The following is a 21,525-nucleotide window of genomic DNA, read 5'->3' as shown; positions in this document are numbered from 1 at the left end:
ATCAGACAGGGAGCGCAAATGCCGCTACGGTTCCAGGCCCGACATGGGTGCCGATCACGGGGCCAATGTGTGTGTAATGCACGCTCTCTATAGTAAAATGCTGCGCAATGAGCGACTTCAGCTCTTCCGCCGTATCCCGTCCGGTCGTATACGCGAGGATCAAGTGAATCGGCTGGCCGCCCAAGTCCTGCTGAAGCAGCTCGACGATCCGGTTCATAGCCTTTTTCTGCCCGCGTATTTTATCTACGGAATACACTTCCCCTTCTGCGTTAATAGACAAAATGGGCTTAATGTTCAGCAGCGATCCGAATAACGCCGCCGCTTTGCCGATACGGCCGCCCCTCTGCAAATATTCCAGCGTGTCGACCAGGAAATACAGCCGCTGCGTTTGACGCATCTTTGCAATCAGCTCTAATATTTCTTCCTTGCTCTTTCCCTGCCTCGCCGCCTCGGCAGCTGCTACGACAAGCATTCCAATGCCGTAAGAAGCTGAACGGCTGTCCACCACTTCAATATCCGCATCGCCTTCGACCATGGATTTGGCCAGTACCGCAGACTGGTAAGTCCCGCTCATCCTGGATGACAAATGAATCGAAATAATTGGACCGCCGCTCTCCTCCGCCAGCTTTTGATACAGCTGTTGAAATTCCACAGGAGACGGCTGGGAGGTGGTCGGCATATCGTTGGACTCGGTCAACCTGCCATAAAACTGCTCCGGTCCGATATCTACAGCATCCCGAAGCACTTCTTGACCGAACAACACCTTTAACGGCACCATAGCGATGCCAAGCTTCTCCCGAAGGTCGGCCGGTATGTCTGCCGTACTGTCCGTTACAATTCGAACTTGACTCAAAAAAGCTGCCCCCTTCCTTATCTAAACCTTTTTTATTCCGCAGAAATGATGTAGTAGTAGAGAGGCTGGCCGCCCTCGTGGACTTCCACTTCCACATCCGCATACGTTTGTTCGATATAATCTGCCAGCTGCTCCGTCTGTTCCGGCCGGGCTTCCGCCCCCGCATACAGCGTGACGATTTCGGCACCGCCTCCGACAAGACTGTCGATCAGCTTCCGGCAGGAGGCCAAGATATCCGGCTCGGAGGAGACAATACGGCCATTGTGTATGCCGATGTAATCCCCTTGCTTGATGTCCATCCCATCCATCTGTGTATCGCGAACGGCATAGGTCACTTGTCCCGCCTGTACATGCTGCAGCGCCTGCTGCATCTCCTCGGCATTCTCCTCCGGAGCCGCATTCTCCTGGAAGGCGATGACGGCTGCGATCCCTTGAGGAATGGATTTGCTCGGGATCACGATCACCTGCTTGTCTTCCACGAGTTCTACCGCTTGCTGCGCTGCGAGAATAATGTTGGAGTTGTTTGGCAGAACAAAAACCGTCTGGGCATCGACCCCGGCTACCGCACGCACGATGTCCTCCGTACTCGGATTCATCGTTTGTCCGCCGTGCAGTACCCGATCGACCCCGAGACTCGTAAAGATGCCGGAAATGCCTTCTCCTGCAGAAACCGCCACAAATCCGTAGCGTTTAAGCTCTTGTACGGCTTCCTTCCGGGCAGCGGCATCTTCAGAATCCGCAGACAAATGTACGGCCATCCCCGATTGCGCTGCGTTCCGCTGCCCGGCTTCCTCCATTAAAATATGCGTATGCTGGTCACGCATATTCTCAATCTTGATGCGGCTTAGGTCTCCGTAGTTTTGCGCCAGATTCATAACGCTGCCCGGATATTCCGCATGAATGTGCACCTTCACGAGATCGTCGTCGGCCACAACGAGCAGAGAGTCGCCGAACGCGGACAACTCTTCGCGGAAACGATGCTCGTCGAAGGTCCGGCTTGCAACCTTGTCAGCGTTCAACCTCACCATGAATTCCGTACAGTATCCAAATTCGATATCCTCGGTCGCCAGCTTCGCCTGAGCGCTGTGCAGTTCCCCATGCACATGTTCGAGCGGTTTGGAGATGGTAAGGGCATTCTGTTCCAACACCTCATCCAGCGGCTGAACAGCCCCGAAAGCGGTATAGGGCATATCCGCGGGCTCTTCCGTTATCTCGGACACCAATGCGGACATGAACCCCTCATAGATGAGAACAAGGCCTTGGGCGCCGGAATCGACTACACCGACCTGCTTCAGCACGGGGAGCATGTCCTGCGTCTTCGCGAGTGCTTCCCGCGATTTCTTAAGCAGCTCCTCCATGACGATATGGATATCCGACTGCCGCTCCGCTGTTTTCACGGCTTGCTTGGCCGATTCCTTGGCTACGGTCAGTATCGTTCCTTCCACCGGTTTGACCACCGCTTTATAAGCCATGTCAACACCGCTTTGGAACGCCGCGGCAAACTGCTTAGCATTGACCGATTCCAAATCCGACACCGCCTTCGCAAAGCCGCGGAACAACTGCGATAAGATGACGCCTGAATTACCGCGCGCACCCATCAGCAGCCCTTTGGCCAATGCTTCACCCGCTTTGCCGATATGATCCGAAGGCCTGCGGCGCAGTTCCTCCACACCGGACGTCAGCGTCAGGTTCATATTCGTTCCCGTGTCACCATCCGGCACCGGAAAAACGTTTAATGCATTGACCCGGTCTACGTTCGATTTCAATGCATTGGCCCCGGCCTCCACCATCCGGATAAAGTCTTGTCCGTTAATTTGAATTAAGCGCTTACTCAAAAAGACCAATCTCCTTCCCCGCTATCACCCTGTCGGCGTCTCATTATATCGGCGACAACTGCTGTCTGTCAGTCTTATTGCGCGATCCGCACGCCTTGAACAAAAATATTAACATAGTCCACTTGCAGTCCTGCCACTTCGTTCAGCATGTATTTCACTTTGGTCTGAACATTGTGGGCTACGACCGAAATTTTCGTGCCGTAGCTGACGACGATATATAAATCAATGGTCAGCACGCCCTGCTCATCACGATGAACCTCCACACCCCGGCTCAAATTATCCCGACGCAGCAGTTCTGCGATTCCGTCTTTTAATTGATTGCGCGAAGCCATTCCCACGAGTCCATAGCAATCCAAAGCAGCTGAGCCTGCGAGCACAGCAATCACTTCATCGGTTACGTATATTTTGCCATATTGTGTGTTAAGTTCGACAGCCATCTCTCTAACAGCTCCTTTAATCCAGATTCGGATGGACTATGTTACATTGTACTATAATCATCACAAGAAATAAACAAACCTCCCTAGCCATAGCGGAAGAAAAACCGCACGCATTCGTTGACGGCATTTATTCGGCTGTGATATGATATTCAAGTATGTTTTTGAAGCGTACATGCTTTAAGGAGGTGTAACTATGTCCCGTAAATGTTTTATTACTGGTAAAGGACCGGGTACCGGCAACCATGTATCCCATGCGAACAACAAAACCCGACGCACTTGGGGCGTCAACGTTCAAAAAGTCCGCATTCTGGTCGACGGCAAGCCTAAGCGCGTTTGGGTAAGCACAAAGGCGTTGAAATCCGGAAAAGTTACTCGCGTGTAATCTGCCCAGCAGACAAAAAGCACCTGATGCAGGTGCTTTTTTAGCGCTTCAGAGCATTGACTCCGGCGTGCTCTATACTTGTTTCTGAATCACCCTGACAAACGCTTACGTCCCCAAAAGGACGGCGCAGCCGTTTATCCCTGGTTTGCTGTGCGCGGCAAACAGCAAACTCATAAGTACGAGCTCTCATACCTTCAGTTTTTACTAAAAGTATTAAGTACTGCCTTCACAAAACCACCCAAAAACTTCGGAAGCTTAATCGTATAAAATTTCATTCAGTACCCTCCTCCCGGCAACTCAGCCTCGCAAAACCAGTATATTACTGCTTCCGCCAAAACGTGCCTGACAACCCATTTTTCCGATAAAACAAAAAGGCTACAAAAGTAAGCCCTACTTTTGTAACCATGTTATGCCCCGCCCGGGCAAAATATGCTGTTTTTGCTTATGCGGGCTGCTGTACGATAGACAGACAGACCGCATGAAATACCGAATAGATAAAATAAAATAAGAACTCAATCAAATACGAAAGCCATTCCCATACCGAGGGTCTATTTTCAGCTTTAAGCTCCCTTGCCCGTCAGGCCTGCCCGCGAATCGCGCGAATCGCGTCCGCACGATCAGGCCGATTGAACACCGCGCTGCCGGCCACCAGCACATTAGCTCCGGCTTCGACAGCAAGCTTAGCCGTTTCCTCATTAATGCCGCCATCCACCTCGATATCCACGTCTTGAAGCCCCCGGTCATTGAGCATTTCCCGCAGCTTTGCAATCTTAGGCAGCATGCCGGTGATGAAATGCTGTCCGCCGAACCCCGGATTGACCGTCATCACAAGGACCAGATCAAGCTTGTCGTCCATGACGTGCTCCAAGGCGGAAAGCGGGGTAGCCGGATTCAACACGACCCCGGCCTTGACCCCCTGCTCCTTGATCAAATGAAGCGTCCGGTGAAGATGGACGCAGGCTTCCGTATGTACCGAGATCAGGTCTGCACCCGCCTTGGCGAACGCAGGAATGTAGCGGTCCGGTTCTTCGATCATCAGATGCACGTCGAGCGGCAGCCTCGTCTTCGGACGGATGGCTTCCACTACCAGCGGACCAAGCGTAATGTTCGGAACAAAATGCCCATCCATGACATCCACATGGATCCAATCCGCTCCTCCGCGTTCCACATCGGCAATCTCTTGGCCAAGCATAGAAAAGTCAGCGGATAGAATGGAAGGAGCAATCCGCAGCATGTCAGTACCTCCTTTTTTTATCCCGGATTTCCCCTAGGAACTGCAAGTAATTTTCGTATCGCGTAGCCGCGATAAGCCCGGCATCTGCGGCCTCCTGAACCTTGCAGCCCGGCTCATGGAGATGAAGACATCCGCGAAAACGGCATTCTGCGGCAAAGGGCGCGAATTCGCGGAAGCAGCCGCCAAGCCCCTCGGCATCCACCTGCAGAAAATCCAGTTGACTGAACCCGGGCGTATCCGCCACAATCCCTCCGTTTCGCAGGCGAATCAACTCGACATGCCGGGTCGTATGCTTCCCGCGGCCGAGCTTCAAGCTGATTTGATTCGTCTCCAGCTGCAGACCCGGAACCATGGCATTGAGCAGCGACGACTTGCCTACCCCGGACTGTCCGGCGAACACGCTGATCCGGCCGGAAAGCTGATCCATAACCTTATCTACGCCGACTCCTTCCTTCGCGCTTGTGACCAAAATCGTGTATCCGATCGATTCGTACAGCTTGATCACCGATTCCAGCTCCAATGGACCGCCGTGTTCCCGGGAATCGGCAAGCAAGTCATGCTTGGTCAAGCAGATGAGCGCATCGAGCCCGGCGCTTTCCGTGTGCACCAGAAACTTGTCCAGCAGAGGGAGGTTGAGCGCGGGCTCATCGACAGAGAATACCAAAACAACGAGGTCTACGTTAGCGACCGGCGGACGAACGAGCTCGGAGGTGCGAGGCAAAATTTCATCCACCGTTCCCTCCCCGTTCTCCGTCAGTTGGTAGATCACGCGGTCTCCTACGAGAGGAGAAATCCCCCGCTTCTTAAAGATCCCCCGCGCCCGGCATTGAATCGATTCCGCGCTTTGCGAATCTTCCGGCAGCACATAATAATATCCGCTTAACGCCTTAACGATAAATCCCGTTGGCATTATGATTGTCGTCCCCCTGTACTTGAGCTTCCTCCGGCCGCCCCGTTACCGTCATTATCGGTCCCCATCGATCCAGGCGCACTCGCCGGGGCATCCTTCACAGCGCCTGTTCCCGGTATGGCGCCGTTCTTTTGCGCCAAATAATCCTGATAAGTGACGGAGATCACCTCGGCAATAATGTTGTCCACTTTCACTTGGATGACCGCGTTCTTTTGGGGAGAAACGACCAGCTTAACATCAAGCGTTTCCGTCTTGACCACGTTGTTCAGCGTTTGGTATTCAAAGTTGTCGTATTGGGCGTCGTTTAATATGATTTTGACCGTGGAAGGTTTTCCTTCGCTCGTCGGCTTGATCGTCACAGGCACCGACATAGGTCCGGCCTCCTCGGGAAAACCGGAGCTGACAATCAGCTTGATCTCCGCTCCCGGCGATACCTCATCGCCCGGTTGATACGGAAACTGCTCGATGACCCGGCCTTTGGTTTGCTTATAGCTCGCCTCATAGCTGACGTTTTCGTTGGACAGCTTCAAATTGTTGACCATGACCATATTCCGCGCTTCGTTTTCCGTCTTTCCGATCAGATTCGGCATCTTGAACGTCTCCGGGCCTTTGCTTACGATCAGCTTGACCATCACGGCCGACGGATCGGTAAATTCCTCACCCGGCCCCGGAGTCTGGGTTACCACCGTATCCGGCTCCTCGTCCATAAACTGCGGATCGACAGAGATATTTTCCGGTTTAATCCCCCACTTCGTAAGCCGCTCTTTGGCATCGCTCAGCTTCAATTTAACGACCTCCGGCATCTTTTGCTTGGCCGGCCCCTCACTGACATACAGCGTAACCTTGTATCCGGGCCTGACCTTCATGCCTGAGGGATTCTGCCTGATCACCACATCTTTTGGAACATCCGACGATTCCAGATACTCCACCAGCGCTTCAAGCTGTCTGCTCGCAAGCTCCTGCTTCGCCTGATCCAGCGTCATATTGACGACGTCAGGCACATCCACCTCGGAGGGAACCGCGATCATTTCCTTGACATAGCCTACCGAATACCACATGATGCCGAGCATCGCCGTCAGGATGATAAACCAAGCGAACGGCTTTCCCCAGCTTTTCTTCTTTTTTTCCTTTACCGTAAGCTCCTCTTCCTCGTCGGCCTCTTCTTCATCCCTGACGGCTTCATATTGACCGGGGCGCAGGGCCGGAATGACCAAGGTCCGCTCTTCATCCAGCTCATCCTCGTCCAGGAAGCTCGCCTTAGGCTCTCCCCGGCGATGCGGAAGCAGGCATGATTCCAAATCATTCATCATATCCTTGGCCGAACGGTAACGTTCCGAAGTGCTTTTGCGCATGGCCCGTAAAATAATGTTCTCCACGCTTTGCGGAATGAGAGGATTCACCTTGCGCGGCTCCTCTACGTCCTCCTGCAGGTGCTTCAACGCCACACTGATCGGACTCTCTCCAAGAAACGGCAGACGCCCCGTCAGCATTTGATACATGACGATGCCCAAGGAATAAAGATCGGACTGCTCCCCTGTCGGTGTGCCTTTGGCATGCTCGGGTGAAAAATAATGCACCGAACCGACAACAGAGCCGGTTTGTGTGATGGTGGAGGAGGTAACGGCGCGGGCAATCCCGAAGTCGGTCACTTTTACACGGCCGTTCCTGCCGATCAGAATGTTATGAGGTTTGATGTCGCGGTGAATGATTTGATGATGGTGCGCATGATCCAGCGCATCACAAATCTGACTCGCGATATGAACGGCTTCCTCTACCTGCAAGGGGGCTTTTTCTTTGATCAGCTCATTCAGCGTCGTGCCTTCGATGTATTCCATGACGATGTAATGCACGTCTTCCTCTTGGCCTACGTCATAAATGCTGACCACGTTGGGGTGTGATAATGAGGCCGCGGCCTGCGCTTCACGGCGAAATCTCTGGATGAATTCTTCGTCGTGCACATACTGCTGACGCAGTATTTTTACAGCGACATGCCGATGCAATAAGATATCTAGTCCTTTGTAAACAATGGCCATTCCGCCGCCGCCGACGCGCCCCAGAATCTCGTAACGTCCTCCCAACTGCCTACCGATCATGATGTCCTCACCCCGCTTCCCCAACATTGTCGCTTGCCGGATCCGCAACGTTGGCGAGCAACACCACCGTGATATTGTCGTCGCCGCCGGCATCCAGCGCTTCCTGTATCAACTGCTGAACCTTGCTCTCCAGCTCCCCTTCCCCCGTGACGGTTTGCAGCAGCCTATCCTTCTCGACCAAGCTGCTCAACCCGTCGCTGCACAGAAGGAGCAGATCGCCCTGCTGCCACATAATTTCCTGTACATCGACCTCAATGGTCGGCTCCGTACCGAGCGCTCTGGTCAGAACGTTGCGGCGCGGATGATGGTATGCATCCTCCCGGCTGATTTGGCCGCTGCGGACCAGCTCGTTGACAAGCGAGTGATCCTCGGTGAGCTGTTCGATGTGATTTCCGCGGATCCGGTAAGCCCGGCTGTCGCCGATATGTGCTACAACCGCGCGGTCGTCCTTGGCCAAGACCGTGACAACCGTCGTTCCCATCCCGTGATAATTCTCCCTTTGAGAAGCGAATTCAAAAATCTTTTCATTGGCAATCTCAATCACCGTGCGCAGCTGTCGCTGGCGTTCTTCCCCCGAAATGTTAGGGTCCACGGACTGCAGCCCTTCCTGGATCAGTTCAACCGCCATCGTGCTTGCGATATCCCCGGCTTGATGGCCGCCCATCCCGTCTGCCACAATGGCAAGAGTCCAGCCGTTCAAGTCCTCTTGCACAATTGCGCGGTCCTCGTTTACCAACCGTACACGGCCAATATCGGATTGATAAGCCAATCTCAGCATCGTTCGTCTCACCTCGCACCCGACTCCATATGCTTCGCACGCAGTTGTCCGCAGGCCGCAGCAATGTCGCTGCCCTGCTCCCGGCGAATTGTGGCATTGATTTTGTTTTTCTCCAGAATGCGTTGGAATGTAAAAATGTCATTCCGCGGCGTACGCACATAATTCCGTTCCGAGACAAAATTGACCGGGATCAGATTGACGTGTGCCATAGGGAACGTCTTCAGTACTTTAGCGAGCTCCTCCGCATGCTCGGGCCGGTCATTGACCCCGCCCATCAGCGCGTATTCGAACGTAATGCGCCTGCCGGTTTTGGCCACGTAATACTTGCACGCCTCTATCAAATCCGCAAACGGATAACGGCGGTTCACAGGCATCAGCTTGGACCGAAGCGCATCATTGGGAGCATGAATAGAGATCGCAAGATTGATTTGCGTATCTTCATCAGCAAACCGGTAAATATTGGGCACAATTCCGCTTGTGGATACCGTAATATGCCGCTGGCCGATATTCAGGCCTTTGGGATGAATCATGACTTTAAGAAACTTCATCATCGCATCGTAGTTTTCGAACGGTTCCCCGATCCCCATGATCACAATGCTGCTGACCCGCTCTTGTGTTGCATCAAGCAGCTGCTGCGCCTTGACCACCTGTGCGATGATTTCACCGGGGGATAAATTCCGCTTTAAGCCGCCCAGCGTCGAAGCGCAAAACGTACAGCCGATCCGGCAGCCAACCTGTGTCGTCACACATACGCTGTTTCCGTAGTTATGCTTCATTATCACGGTTTCAATCGCATTCTTGTCGGTAAGCTCAAACAAAAATTTGACGGTCCCGTCCTGCGACTTATAATTGGCCACCTCGGTCAGCGTGACAAAATCAAACTGCTGCCGGAGCTTTTCCCGCAGCGACTTCGGCAGGTTCGTCATTTCTTCAAAGCTTGATACTCTTTTCACATACAGCCAGTCAAAGATTTGACCGGCCCTGAAGCCTGCTTCGCCGATCGTCTTGACCCACTCCTGCCAATCCTCAAGAGTATAATCGTATACATAAGGCTTTATTTCCTGAGCCCTGGTTTCCTCAAGATTCACGATATCCATCACAACCCGTTTATTCTATAGTGAAAGCCTTAAGGGCAAATTTGCCCGAAAAAGCCACATTTAGTTTACCACACTTTGCATTTTTATGCTCGTTTGCGGAGTCTGGCTATAAAAAACCCGTCCGATCCGAAGTCATACGGCATGATTTGCACGAATGCCTGGCCGGCCGGCAAGGAAAGCCGTCCGGTTTGCCCTGACGGAGGTGCGTCCGGCTCAAACTCCGGATGCCGCTCCAGGAAAGCACGGACCATGTCCTCGTTCTCCGCTTTTTCCACCGTACAGGTGCTGTACACCAACACTCCGCCCGGCTTGAGCAAGGAATGTATCGAATCCAGCAGTTCCTGCTGAACCTCGCAAACGCTCTCCAGCTCGCTTTCCTGCCTGCTCCACTTCATATCCGGCTTGCGGCGGATCACGCCCAAGCCCGAGCAGGGGGCGTCGAGCAGAATGCGGTCGAAGCTTCCGGCCGGAAATTGCCCGGCAAGGCTGCGCGCATCAGCCCTTACCGTACGGATGGACCTGAGCCCGAGCCTCTCCGCCTGTTCGCGGATCAGCTGCTCCTTGTGCTCATGTACGTCGCAGGCAATGATTTCTCCGCAGTCCTGCATTTTCTCCGCCAGATGCGTCGTCTTCCCGCCGGGTGCGGCGCAGCAATCCAGCACCCGCTCGCCCGGCTGCGGGTCAACCCACTCCGCGACGAGCATCGAGCTCTCGTCCTGGATGGTAAACAGGCCTTCCGCGTATTCCCGCGTCAAGGCCATGTTGCCGCCGCCGCGCACAACGACGCCGGCGGGGGCCACGTCCGAGGGCTCCGCTTCGAGCCCTCCTTGACGAAGCCGCTCGGCCAGCTCCGCCGGGGCGAGCCGAAGCCGGTTCACGCGGATGCTTACGCGCGGGGGGCGATTGTTCGCCTCGCAGATCCGCTCCGCGGCCTCCTTGCCGAACTGCCGGATCCATCTGCGCACCATCCATTCCGGATGCGAGGTGGCCAAGGCAATCCGCTGGTCGTCAGGGAGCCCGTCGGGAAGAACTAGCTCAGCTTTGCGGCGGAGCACATTACGCAGTACGCCGTTCACCATGCCGGAGATGCCTTGATGTCCTCTCCGCTTCGCCAATTGCACCGCTTCGTTCACGACCGCATGCTCCGGAATCCGGTCCAAATAATAGAGCTGGTAAAAGCTCAGCCGCAGCAGGCTTCTCACCCAGGGCTGAAGCTTGGCGAGTCCGCCTTTTACGAACTTTTCAAGGAAATAATCGATCGTCCCCTGCCGCTGAATCGTGCCATAAACGATTTCCGTGGCCAACCCCGCATCCGGCCTGTCCAGTTGATATTGCTGCAATGTCCGGTTCAGCAGAAGGTTGCTGTAGGAGCGGTCCTGTTCGATGCGAAGAAGCACATCAAGCGCCGCTTCGCGGGCCGAGCCCTTAACCCCTCCACGCGGCCCGCCTTTGCCCGGCTGGCGCTTTGACGGCCGGTGCGCCGGCGCTTTACTTTTGGCCAAGCCCGGCTTGCCGGTGCCGGTATTGTCGTTGTTTCGTTCGCTCACTTCGATTCTAAGCCCCCGTTTCCTATATGCCCAGCACCGTGCCCGGGGTCAGCTGCCCGCCGCGTGCGAAAGCGGCCGCATCCATTGCTTTTTTACCTGCGGGCTGCAGCTCCGTGATGCGAAGCACACCTTGTCCGGTGGCTACCGCAATTCCCCGCTCGCCCGCTTCCAGTACGGTCCCCGGAAGCGTACTGCCCGGGACGGATTCTGCGGTGTCCGGCTTGGCGCATGTCCATATTTTGAGCACATCGCCGTTCCACAGCGTGAACGCACCCGGCCGCGGATGAAGCGCCCGCACCAGATTCCAGATCTGCAAGGCCGGCTTGGTCCAATCGATCCGCTCCTGCTCCCGGCTGATATTCGGAGAATACACCGCTTCTTCATCGTTCTGCGGCACCGCCCGAACCCGCCCGGAGAGCAGATCCGGCAGCGTCTCCTTCAACAGCTTGGCGCCGGCTATGCTTAATTTTTCGAACATCGTTCCCGTAGTGTCCTGATCTCCGATCGGCACTTCGATCCGGCTGATCATCTCCCCGGTATCCAGCCCTTCCGCCATGTACATGATCGTAACGCCCGTAACGGGATCCCCGTTCATGACCGCATAATGAATCGGCGCCCCGCCGCGATATTTGGGAAGCAGCGAGGCATGAATGTTGATACAGCCGAGCCGCGGCAAATCCAGCACCGACTTCGGCAAAATTTGTCCGTAGGCGGCCGTCACGATCAATTCCGGCTGAAGCGCTGAAAGGGCATCGACCGATTCAGGGCTGCGCAGCCTTTCCGGCTGAAGCACGGGAATGCCGTGCTTCTCCGCTTCCGCCTTGACCGGGGTGGGAGTCAGTACGCGCTTGCGACCGACCGGACGATCCGGCTGCGTGACCACCGCCACAACCTCCACACCGTCATACTCAAGCAAGGTTTGCAAAGAAGGTACGGCAAACTCCGGCGTACCCATGAAAATCACTCTCATGCCTCACCACGATCCTGCGGCTCGTTCTTATAGACTTTTTCAGCCAAATCGGTATAAAGCACACCGTTCAAATGGTCGACTTCATGCTGAATGCAGCGCGCCAGGAGATCTGTCCCTTCAATGACAATTTCCTCGCCATCCCGGTTCAGGCCCTTCACCTTCACCCGCTGCGCGCGTTTAACGTCGCCCGTAAAGCCTGGAATGCTGAGGCAGCCTTCCGGTCCGAACTGCTCGCCTTCCCGTTCGATGATCTCAGGGTTGATCAGTTCGATCAATCCGTGCTCATCTCCGACATCCATCACAATGACCCGCTTGAGAATTCCAATTTGCGGTGCCGCCAGCCCAACGCCTTCAGCGTCATACATGGTATCGGCCATATCTTTCAGCAGCTTATGGATATTCGGCGTAATTTTCGGAACAGGCTTGCTTTTTTCCCGCAGCACCGGATCCGGATCTTTCACGATCATTTTGATAGCCATACGAACCAACACCATCCTTCTAATAATAAAACGTTGAGTAATTATATATATTCCGGCCTTCCCGGACCGGTTTACATCAAAATTTGCGGATCGACGTCGACGGACACCGTCAGCTTCCTCTGCTTGACAGCATCGTCCAGCACGGCAACTGCCTGCTGCACGAGCCCGGCAATGTCCATCTCTCCCCGATATTTTATCATGCATTGGAACCGATATCTATCCTTGATCCGCGAAATCGGCGAAGCTACGGGTCCAAGCACCTCCAGCTCCGTCCCTTCAGCCTGCATCTGACTCGCCAGTTCCTTCAGCCTGGCGGCAACCGCTTCACCCGAGCGAATCAAGAGCTGCACCTGCTCATGCGACAGCGTAATCAGCACCAGCCGGTGAAAAGGCGGATAATTATGCTGCTTGCGCATCAGCATCTCCTTAAGCATGAAGCCTTGATAGTCATGTTTGCTTGCACTGAGAATGCTGTAATGCTCCGGAGTATACGTTTGCACGAACACTTCGCCAGGAAGCTCATGCCGTCCAGCCCTGCCAGCTACCTGCGTCAGCAGCTGAAATGTCCGTTCCGCCGCCCGAAAGTCCGGCAGGTTGAGCACGGAATCGGCAGCCAGCGCGCCAACAAGCGTCACATGCGGAAAATCGAGTCCCTTGGCCACCATTTGCGTACCGAGCAGCAGATCCGCCTGCCGGTTTTTAAATATCGTGAGCCATTTTTCATGAGACCCTTTCTCCGTCGTTGTATCCACGTCCATGCGGATCACCCGAATCCCCGGGAACAGCTTGGAAAGCTCCTCCTCCACACGCTGCGTTCCCGTGCCGAAATGACGGATATGCTCGCTCCCGCAGTCCGGACATGCCGTCAGCTCACGCTCGGCATAGCCGCAATAATGGCATCGGATCGCCCGGGAGCTCTGGTGGTACGTCAGCGAGATGTCGCAGTGCGGGCAATTAGCTACATAGCCGCAGGTGCGGCACATGACGAAGGTCGCGTAGCCCCGGCGGTTCAGCAGCAAAACGGTTTGTTCTTTCTTGTGTAACCGTTCTTCTATCGCTTTATACAGGGCGCGGCTGAACATGGAACGATTACCGTTTTTCAGCTCTTCCCGCATATCGACAATATGTACGCGCGGCAGCGGCCTTCCCTCCACGCGGGAGGTCATGGTCAGCAGTTCGAACGCCGGACGGTCCGGCGTTGCAGAAAGAACGGCCTCGCGGCCTGTCCGGTACATGCTCTCCAACGAAGGCGTAGCGGATCCAAGAACAACGGCCGCTCCATGCTCGGACGCTCTGGCGATGGCGACGTCACGAGCGTGATATTTCGGGCTTTCCTCCTGCTTATAGGTCGATTCATGTTCTTCATCAATAATAATAAGTCCGATTTTCGTGAATGGAGCAAATACGGCCGAACGGGCCCCGATCACAACGCTGACTTCCCGCCGTACGATTTTGCGCCACTCATCGTACCGCTCCCCGTGTGACAGACGGCTGTGAAGCACGGCAACCCGGTTGCCGAAGCGTCCTTTGAAACGCTCAACCATTTGCGGAGTAAGCGAAATCTCGGGTACGAGAACAATCGCCTCCCGTCCCTGATCCAGGCAGGTTTGAATCGATTGCAGATACACTTCCGTCTTGCCGCTTCCCGTTACACCGTTCAGCAGAAACACCCGCTGCTCGCCGGAAAGAACCGCGTCCTTGATGCAGTCAAATACTTTCTGCTGTTCCGGGGTAAGCGGCAGCGGCGAGGTCGGACGAAACGTCCGCGAGGCGTACGGATCGCGCTGAACCTCGACCTCCTCGAGCCTTACCCATCCCCGCTCCGCCAAGCCTTTGACGGCGGCGGCGGTAATATGCAGCCTCGAAAGCAGCTCCGTCAGCTTGATGGGCTCGGGGTGCTTTTGCAGATACTCCAGCACCAGTTTCTGCTTGGCAGCTCTGGCGGGAAGCTCTTCCTGCCATGCCGCAAGCTGTTCCGGGTTCTCCGGGGGAAAAACCGTCAGCGCTTTTTTCGCCGACATCCGGTCCTTCACCATATGAACCTCCGTCAGAACCCCGTCCTCCAGCAGCTGCTTTACGAGCAAAGTGTCCCCGGCAAATTTCTCCAACAGCGTTTCCAGCCGGACCGTTTCCTGCTTCCGGACATAATTTAAGATCTCTTCCTGATTCGGAACCGGCAGCATCAGGACATTCTCATGCCCTCCTCGCCGGCCTCCGTGTTCGTCCACCTTCACATGGCGTTCGTATTTTGCTTTTAATGCGCCTGGGATCATGGCTTGCAGCGCCGTGATTTCATGGCACAAATACGTCCGGCTGATCCAGCGGGCCAGCTTGACCAATTCCGGCGTCAGCGGCGGGATCAAATCGAGGATCTGCGCAATCGGCTTCAGCTTGGCCGGATCCAGCTCGGTTCCTTCGTGCAGTTCCACAACGAATCCCTGTACCGTGCGCGGGCCAAACGGTACGCCGACCCGGCTGCCAACGGTGACGAGGTCCTTCATCGCTTCCGGAACCACATAATCGAAAGCGCGGTTCGTCGGTTTGGCCGGTACGTCGACAATTACTTTGGCGTACATTCTTCGGTTATTTCCCCCTTCGTCAGACGGTCTGCGATAAAGGCCAGCAGCCGGGCGGCCACTTCCCTCTTCTCCATCAGCGGCAGCCTCAGCACGAGTCCGTTCGCATCATAAACGTTCACCACATTCGTATCGGTGCCGAATCCGGCCCCCGGTACCGTGACGTCATTGGCGACAATCAGGTCACAGCGCTTGCGCTTCAGCTTATCTATAGCAAAAGCTTCTACGTTGTGCGTTTCCGCCGCAAAGCCGACAACCAGTTGGGACGCTTTCTTTCGTTCGCCGACCGCCTGCAGGATATCCGGATTTTTGACCAGCTTCAGCATCATTTCCGACTCCGTCTTCTTGATCTTCTCCGGCGCTTGCTCTGCCGGACGGTAATCGGATACCGCCGCGGCTTTGATAATCACGTCCTGCTCATCCATCGCGGAGAGCACCGCATCCATCATCTCTATTGTAGATTCCGTGCGAATCACCTTAACCCCGTTCGGGACGGCAACGGTTGCCTTACCCGTGACTAAAGTGACTTCGGCCCCCATTCTTGCAGCCTGTTCGGCAATGGCATAGCCCATCTTGCCAGAGGAATCGTTCGTCAGATAGCGAACCGGATCAATCCGTTCCATGGTCGCTCCGGCGGTAACCAGCACACGCTTGCCGCGGAGCGGCTTTTTCTCGTTAAAGAAGCTCTCGATCGCTGCGAGAATCTCTTCCGGCTCGGCCAGGCGGCCTTTGCCGACATAGCCGCAGGCCAGCTGCCCTGTACCCGGTTCGATAAACCGAACGCCACGGTCGGCCAGCGTTTGCAGGTTGGCCTGCACCGCAGGATGAGCGAGCATATGCACGTTCATTGCAGGGCAAACAAAAATAGGCGCCGTCGTCGCAAGCAGCGTTGTGGAAAGCATGTCGTCCGCAAGCCCCAACGCCATCTTGCCGATCACATTGGCTGTCGCTGGAGCGATAACGACCAGATCGGCCCGGTCGGCAAGATCAATGTGGGACACGACCGACGGATCTTTCTCATCAAAAGTATCGATGTAAACGGCATGCCGGGATAATGTTTGAAACGTTAGCGGAGCGACAAATTTGGCCGCGGATTCCGTCATGATGACCCTGACCTCGGCTCCCGCTTGAGTCAGCTTACTGCACAGCGCAGCTGCTTTGAACGCGGCGATCCCGCCGCTTACGCCGAGCACGATCGTTTTTCCGTTCAGCATCCGGTTTCCTCCCCTTCTGGTTTCATAGCGAAAAAAATAACAACCGCGAGGGTTGTTGTTTTACTTTATGGATTCTTTGTTATACAGCTTCTCATACGAGATATGTCCCTCGTAAATTTCCTCAAGAGCCAAACCTACGTATTTGTGCGATTTCTGGTTCTGCACTTCGGTCTTCGCTCCGTCACGAAGCATCCGCGCTCGTTTGGAGGCGGCGACCACCAAAGAGTACTTACTGTCTACTTTGTCCAAAAGCCGATCTATGGAAGGGTACAGCATCTTATTTTTTCACCTCAGCCATCCAGTGTTTTATTTTGGAAACCATGCGCGCTTTACGGCAGTGCTCCGCCGTGAGAATACTGCGAATCCGGGAACAGGCCAGTTCCACTTGATCATTGATGATCGCATAGTCGTAATGTTCAATCAAAGCAATCTCATCTAAGGCTACGGACAATCGGCTGCGGATCGAATCCTCCGATTCCGTCCCCCGTCCTACAATGCGGCTCTCCAATTCGTTAAGCGACGGGGGGAGCAGGAAAATAAAGACGCCCTCCGGAAATTTCTGCTTGACTTTGAGTGCGCCCTGCACTTCAATTTCCAAAATGATGTCTTTGCCGCTGTTTAACGTATCTTCCACAAATTTGCGCGGCGTTCCATAATAATTACCTACGTATTCCGCCCACTCCAGCATCTGGTCTTGGTCGATCAGCTGCTGAAACTGTTCCCTCGTCTTAAAAAAATAATTCACTCCGTCCACTTCACCGGCTCGAGGCGGGCGGGTCGTTGCCGACACGGAGTATACGATGTCCGGCGCGCACCTTCTTAGCTCTTTGCACACCGTTCCTTTTCCAACCCCGGAAGGTCCTGAAAGCACGATTAATATTCCTTTTTCTGCAGGGCCGTAACCCAAATTACTCGTCATGATCATCGTCCTTATTGGAAAGTCGATGCGCTACCGTTTCGGGCTGAACCGCCGACAGGATGACATGGTCGCTGTCCGTAATAATAACGGCACGCGTACGGCGGCCATACGTCGCATCAATCAGCATATGGCGGTCACGCGCTTCCTGAATGATCCGTTTGATCGGAGCCGATTCAGGACTTACAATGGAAATGATTCGATTCGCGGAAACGATGTTCCCGAAACCGATGTTGATAAGTTTGATCGCCATCTATAGGTTCCCCCTGGTTCTTTCTTTGAAATCAGGCGTTGTTCGCGGGAAGGAAACCGACGCACGGCAACAGTTTTCTTCTTTAGTCGTTGATCAACCAACACCGTTTCAAAAGAAAGAATGATATTACTAATAAGGTATGTTATTCGATATTTTGGATCTGCTCCCGCATCTTTTCCAGCTCCGCCTTCATCTCCACCACAATGGAGGAAAGCGGCGCATAATTGGCTTTGGAGCCGATCGTATTCACTTCCCGATTTATTTCCTGAACGAGGAAATCCAGCTTGCGGCCTACCGGTTCGGCGGACCTGAGCAGCTTCTTGAACTGGCCGAAATGGCTGTTCAGCCGGGTCAATTCCTCATCGATCGCAGCACGGTCCGCGAACAATGCCACTTCCATCGCCAACCGGTTCTCGTCTAAGGGCATATGCTGCAGCAGCTCCTGAATTCGGCTTTTAAGCTTCCCGGCATATTCCTTCACGATGATCGGAGCTAATTGAACGGCCTCCAGCCTATAGCTTTCCATGACCCCAATACGCTGCTCCAAATCCGCAAGAAGTACCTCGCCTTCACGCTCGCGCATCGTCACGAGTTCCTTGGCAGCCTCATCCGCACAAGAGAACAATTCGCGCTCCAGCACCTCATCCTCCAGCTCCGGCTTGTCCTTAAGCGAAACCATACCGGGTATTGACAACAGATCGCGAAGCGACAGCTCCTCTGAAAGCGACAGCTTCTCTCGCATCTGCTCGGCCGCTTGCCGGTAACCCATGGCCAATGCCCAGTCCACTTCGACAGTTTGCGGAGCCTTACCGTCCCGTTCAACCGAAACAAAGGCATCCACCCGACCGCGCTTCACCCGTGCAAGCACCGCACGTTTTACTGCGTCTTCGTAACGGGCCCATTCCCGGGGCATCCTTACAACGACCTCGCAGTAACGATGGTTGACCGATTTCAAGTCGATCTGCAAACGAAAGCCCGCGAGGCTTCGAGCGGCTTGGCCGAACCCAGTCATACTGGTCATCATGGCATTCACATCCATTACCCTATTTTAATTCATTTTTCCAGAGGGTACAAGTGGAAATCGCGTCTTCCCGCTTTCTGCCACACGTATTTGGTCAATTCAACAGTCATCTCATATGCAAGGAACGGCGTCATCAAGTAAATGCCTTTAAAATGGCTCAAAGCCACATCCAGCAGTTCCTTGGCGATTTGCACGCCCATAGCTCGTCCTTCCTCGCCTTTGAGACCGCTCATGCGCTGACGCACTTCGTCGGACAGTTGAATCCCCGGCACCTCATTGTGTAAATATTCCGCATTGCCTCCGCTGGCCAGCGGCATAATGCCCAGGAAGATCGGCACGTTGAGGTGCCTGGTCGCCTCGCTGATTTTTTCGATCAGCTCGGCATTGTAAACCGGCTGGGTCATGATGTAATCGGCACCGGACTCGATCTTGCGTTCCAACCGCCGCACCGCTTTATCCAAATATTTGACGTTCGGATTAAACGCAGCTCCGACAATGAAGTTCGCTTTTTTCTTCAGCGGCTTGCCCGAGAAAGAAACCCCTTCATTCAGCTGCTTGATCATGCGGATGATTTCGAACGAAGTCAAATCGTATACGGAGCTCGATCCGGGCAGGTCTCCGAATTTCGCCGGATCGCCCGTTACCGCAAGCACGTGGTCGATGCCCAGTGCATGCAGTCCCATCATGTGCGACTGCGTTCCGATCATGTTCCTGTCGCGGCAGGCGATATGAATGAGCGGCCGAATGCCTATACGCTCCTGCACGAGACTACCGAGCGCCAGATTGCTCATTCGCGTTACGGCAAGCGAATTGTCCGCCATCGTGAGCGCATCAGCTCCGGCTTTCTTAAGCGCGGACGCCCCCTGCATAAACTTCTCGATGTCCAAATCCCGCGGAGGATCCAGCTCTACGATTACCGTAGGCCGCTCCTTCACCAGGTCGACGATCGTAGGCTCCGACTGTACAGGCGGTGCGGCCGGCGGCCTATCGGACACCTGAACCGGCTCCGCAATCCTTTCCGGTCGAGGCTCCCTGACGTTTTCAGTAAGCTTGCGAATCGCTGCCGGATCCGGAACGTACCCTCTTAGCGACGAGGCTATCGCAGCGATGTGCTCGGGGGTCGTTCCGCAGCATCCGCCGATAATCCGTGCGCCGAGATCGACAAACTTCCGCGCCGTTTCACCGAAATAAGACGGCGTCGCCGCAAACGTATAGCGTCCGTCTACATAGTCGGCTATCCCCGCATTCGGGAATATGGAAAACGGCGGGGCGGCCTCCATTCCGGCGATGCGTTCCAGCGAGCGCATCAGCCCGTTCGGACCGCTGCGGCAGTTGAAGCCGACCACATCCGCCCCTGCTGCCAGAAGCCGCCGAAACGCCTCATCCAGCGGAATGCCGTCGTGGGTCGATCCGGTACCTTCTGTCGCGAACTGGCAAATGACAGGCAGGCTGCTGATCTTTCGGATCAGCTTCAATGCAATCAGCAGCTCCTCCAGATCGTAGAACGACTCCAGCAACAGCCCGTCCACCGGCGTATCCGCCAGCACTTCAATTTGCTGCTTCAAATCATCCTTGACCTTGGCCGTACGCACATTTTTGCGTTTGCCCGCGCGGATCGAACCGATCGCCCCGACGACATAAGCATCGCTGCCGACCGACCGTCTGGCTAAATCGACACCCGCGCGGTTGATGGCCTCCACTTCCTGCTCCAATCCATATTTGGACAGTTTTTCACGGTTAGCCGAGAAGGTGTTCGTCTCGATCAACCGTGCGCCGGCCTCATAATATCTGCGGTGGACATCCATAATGACGTCCGGCTTAAGCAAATTCAATTCCTCATATGAAATGCCGACAGGAAAGCCCATTTGGTACAAATATGTCCCCATAGCCCCGTCCCCGACAATGAGCTGCTGCCGGAGCGCTTCTCTCAAATCCGCTTTCATCGCGGCGCCCCCTCTTCCCATCATATACGTTAAAGCGTTCCTTTAAACACCGTTTCCGCCGGTCCGGTCATATAGACATGATTGTCCGCCTCACTCCACTCGATCAGCAGATCGCCGCCTTTTAACGACACGGTCGCCTTGCGGTCCATCAGTCCGTTCAGCACCCCGGCCACCAACGTGGCGCATGCTCCTGTCCCGCAAGCCAGCGTTGGCCCTGCTCCGCGTTCCCACACGCGCATGTCGGCATAATCCCGGCTGTGCACCGTAGCGAACTCAACGTTGATGCGGCGGGGAAATAACGGATGGTTCTCCAGTTCGGGTCCCCACTTGTAAAGGTCAACCTGGAGCGCGTCTTCCGTAAAAATCACGCAGTGCGGATTCCCCATCGACACGGCGGTAAAGCGAAATTCCTGTCCGTCTACGGAAACCGGGTATGAGACGATACGTTCCGCATCGATGACCGTAGGCACCTCAAGCCCGTTCAGAACAGGCGCGCCCATATCAACGCGAACCGCCGTCACTCGTCCGTCCGTAACCGAAAGCTGCACGGGCTGCACCCCTGCACCGATCGTTTCAATGGTAAGCCCGGTTGCCGCTTTGTCCACCATTCCGTGATCATAAATATATTTAGCGGCGCAGCGGATGGCGTTGCCGCACTGCTCCGCCTCCGAGCCGTCCGAATTGATGATTCGCATCCTATAGTCAGCCTTCTGTGAAGGCAGCAAATAGACCATTCCGTCCGCACCGATGCCGAAATGACGGTCGCATAAACGAACCGCCAGCTCAGATGCATCCCGAGGCAGTTCGTCATGTCCGGCCAGCACGATAAAATCATTTCCCAATCCATGCATTTTCGTGAAATCCATCGTCTGCACTCCTGTTTGAGCATTTTCCTCATACTATATCGCAATTTCGCCGGAATGCATACCCGCTGACGAAAAATTTTATACCAATCCGTTTAAAAAAGCAAACAAAAGAACTCCGCTT

The 21,525-nt window shown here is 54.8% G+C and carries 21 protein-coding genes; 1 reads left to right on the top strand and 20 read right to left on the bottom strand.

Features of this window, described 5'->3' with window-relative positions; translation table 11 throughout:
- Position 1: 1 nt before the first annotated feature.
- From NR121_RS16000 to NR121_RS15990, 3 genes are all read right to left on the bottom strand, one after another.
- Positions 2-853, bottom strand: coding sequence for a DegV family protein (locus tag NR121_RS16000; RefSeq protein WP_054818943.1), 852 nt, complete (start codon positions 851-853; stop codon positions 2-4).
- Between the two features lie 32 nt (positions 854-885).
- Positions 886-2,688 (bottom strand): DAK2 domain-containing protein, encoded by a 1,803-nt coding sequence (locus NR121_RS15995; RefSeq protein WP_062407882.1) that lies wholly within the window; start codon positions 2,686-2,688, stop codon positions 886-888.
- A gap of 74 nt (positions 2,689-2,762) precedes the next feature.
- Entirely contained in the window at positions 2,763-3,125 is a 363-nt protein-coding gene (locus NR121_RS15990) for an Asp23/Gls24 family envelope stress response protein (protein WP_054818942.1), read from the bottom strand.
- A gap of 193 nt (positions 3,126-3,318) precedes the next feature.
- On the opposite strand from NR121_RS15990, the gene rpmB reads away from it, so the two are divergent.
- Positions 3,319-3,507: a 50S ribosomal protein L28 gene (rpmB, locus tag NR121_RS15985; protein WP_054818941.1), complete on the top strand. Its 189-nt coding sequence runs from the start codon at positions 3,319-3,321 to the stop codon at positions 3,505-3,507.
- 194 nt (positions 3,508-3,701) lie between these two features.
- Here the strand turns inward: rpmB and spoVM are convergent, their stop codons facing one another.
- The 17 genes from spoVM to dapF form a co-directional block, all read right to left on the bottom strand.
- Positions 3,702-3,782, bottom strand: coding sequence for a stage V sporulation protein SpoVM (spoVM, locus tag NR121_RS15980; RefSeq protein WP_014652194.1), 81 nt, complete (start codon positions 3,780-3,782; stop codon positions 3,702-3,704).
- 302 nt (positions 3,783-4,084) lie between these two features.
- Entirely contained in the window at positions 4,085-4,741 is a 657-nt protein-coding gene (gene rpe, locus NR121_RS15975; protein ID WP_054818940.1) for a ribulose-phosphate 3-epimerase, read from the bottom strand.
- A gap of 1 nt (position 4,742) precedes the next feature.
- On the bottom strand, positions 4,743-5,651 hold the full coding sequence (gene rsgA / locus NR121_RS15970; protein ID WP_054818939.1) for a ribosome small subunit-dependent GTPase A: 909 nt from the start codon (positions 5,649-5,651) through the stop codon (positions 4,743-4,745).
- Positions 5,651-7,744, bottom strand: a complete 2,094-nt coding sequence (gene pknB / locus NR121_RS15965) for a Stk1 family PASTA domain-containing Ser/Thr kinase (RefSeq protein WP_082660699.1) — start codon at positions 7,742-7,744, stop codon at positions 5,651-5,653. Before pknB ends, rsgA begins: the two co-directional genes overlap by 1 nt.
- A gap of 7 nt (positions 7,745-7,751) precedes the next feature.
- Positions 7,752-8,522, bottom strand: coding sequence for a Stp1/IreP family PP2C-type Ser/Thr phosphatase (locus NR121_RS15960; RefSeq protein WP_062407878.1), 771 nt, complete (start codon positions 8,520-8,522; stop codon positions 7,752-7,754).
- An 8-nt stretch (positions 8,523-8,530) separates the two neighbouring features.
- Positions 8,531-9,619: a dual-specificity RNA methyltransferase RlmN gene (gene rlmN, locus NR121_RS15955; protein WP_054818936.1), complete on the bottom strand. Its 1,089-nt coding sequence runs from the start codon at positions 9,617-9,619 to the stop codon at positions 8,531-8,533.
- Positions 9,620-9,702: 83 nt separating this feature from the next.
- Positions 9,703-11,166, bottom strand: a complete 1,464-nt coding sequence (rsmB, locus tag NR121_RS15950) for a 16S rRNA (cytosine(967)-C(5))-methyltransferase RsmB (protein ID WP_256831462.1) — start codon at positions 11,164-11,166, stop codon at positions 9,703-9,705.
- A 22-nt stretch (positions 11,167-11,188) separates the two neighbouring features.
- Positions 11,189-12,136: a methionyl-tRNA formyltransferase gene (fmt, locus tag NR121_RS15945; protein WP_256831461.1), complete on the bottom strand. Its 948-nt coding sequence runs from the start codon at positions 12,134-12,136 to the stop codon at positions 11,189-11,191.
- Complete coding sequence (def, locus tag NR121_RS15940; protein WP_062407874.1) at positions 12,133-12,615, bottom strand: peptide deformylase; 483 nt, start codon at positions 12,613-12,615, stop codon at positions 12,133-12,135. Before def ends, fmt begins: the two co-directional genes overlap by 4 nt.
- A 71-nt stretch (positions 12,616-12,686) precedes the next feature.
- Positions 12,687-15,191: a primosomal protein N' gene (gene priA / locus NR121_RS15935; protein ID WP_062407872.1), complete on the bottom strand. Its 2,505-nt coding sequence runs from the start codon at positions 15,189-15,191 to the stop codon at positions 12,687-12,689.
- The gene (coaBC, locus tag NR121_RS15930) at positions 15,176-16,405 is read right to left on the bottom strand and encodes a bifunctional phosphopantothenoylcysteine decarboxylase/phosphopantothenate--cysteine ligase CoaBC (protein ID WP_062407870.1); all 1,230 of its coding nucleotides are present in this window, start codon (positions 16,403-16,405) and stop codon (positions 15,176-15,178) included. The genes priA and coaBC overlap by 16 nt, the downstream gene beginning before the upstream one ends.
- Positions 16,406-16,465: 60 nt before the next feature.
- On the bottom strand, positions 16,466-16,681 hold the full coding sequence (gene rpoZ / locus NR121_RS15925) for a DNA-directed RNA polymerase subunit omega (protein WP_054818057.1): 216 nt from the start codon (positions 16,679-16,681) through the stop codon (positions 16,466-16,468).
- 1 nt (position 16,682) lies between these two features.
- The gene (gene gmk, locus NR121_RS15920) at positions 16,683-17,324 is read right to left on the bottom strand and encodes a guanylate kinase (protein WP_062407867.1); all 642 of its coding nucleotides are present in this window, start codon (positions 17,322-17,324) and stop codon (positions 16,683-16,685) included.
- A complete protein-coding gene (gene remA, locus NR121_RS15915; protein ID WP_009672664.1) occupies positions 17,314-17,574 on the bottom strand; it encodes an extracellular matrix/biofilm regulator RemA in 261 nt (86 codons plus the stop codon). Before remA ends, gmk begins: the two co-directional genes overlap by 11 nt.
- 142 nt (positions 17,575-17,716) lie before the next feature.
- Positions 17,717-18,598 (bottom strand): YicC/YloC family endoribonuclease, encoded by an 882-nt coding sequence (locus NR121_RS15910; RefSeq protein ID WP_054818055.1) that lies wholly within the window; start codon positions 18,596-18,598, stop codon positions 17,717-17,719.
- A 29-nt stretch (positions 18,599-18,627) separates the two neighbouring features.
- Positions 18,628-20,538, bottom strand: a complete 1,911-nt coding sequence (locus NR121_RS15905) for a bifunctional homocysteine S-methyltransferase/methylenetetrahydrofolate reductase (protein WP_062407865.1) — start codon at positions 20,536-20,538, stop codon at positions 18,628-18,630.
- A 29-nt stretch (positions 20,539-20,567) separates the two neighbouring features.
- The gene (dapF, locus tag NR121_RS15900; protein WP_171005855.1) at positions 20,568-21,404 is read right to left on the bottom strand and encodes a diaminopimelate epimerase; all 837 of its coding nucleotides are present in this window, start codon (positions 21,402-21,404) and stop codon (positions 20,568-20,570) included.
- Between the last annotated feature and the right edge of the window lie 121 nt (positions 21,405-21,525).

Source organism: Paenibacillus sp. Pae15 (genome assembly GCF_024519685.1).
GTDB classification, from domain to species: Bacteria; Bacillota; Bacilli; order Paenibacillales; family NBRC-103111; genus Paenibacillus_G; species Paenibacillus_G naphthalenovorans.
This window is presented reverse-complemented; position numbering and strand designations above follow the sequence as displayed.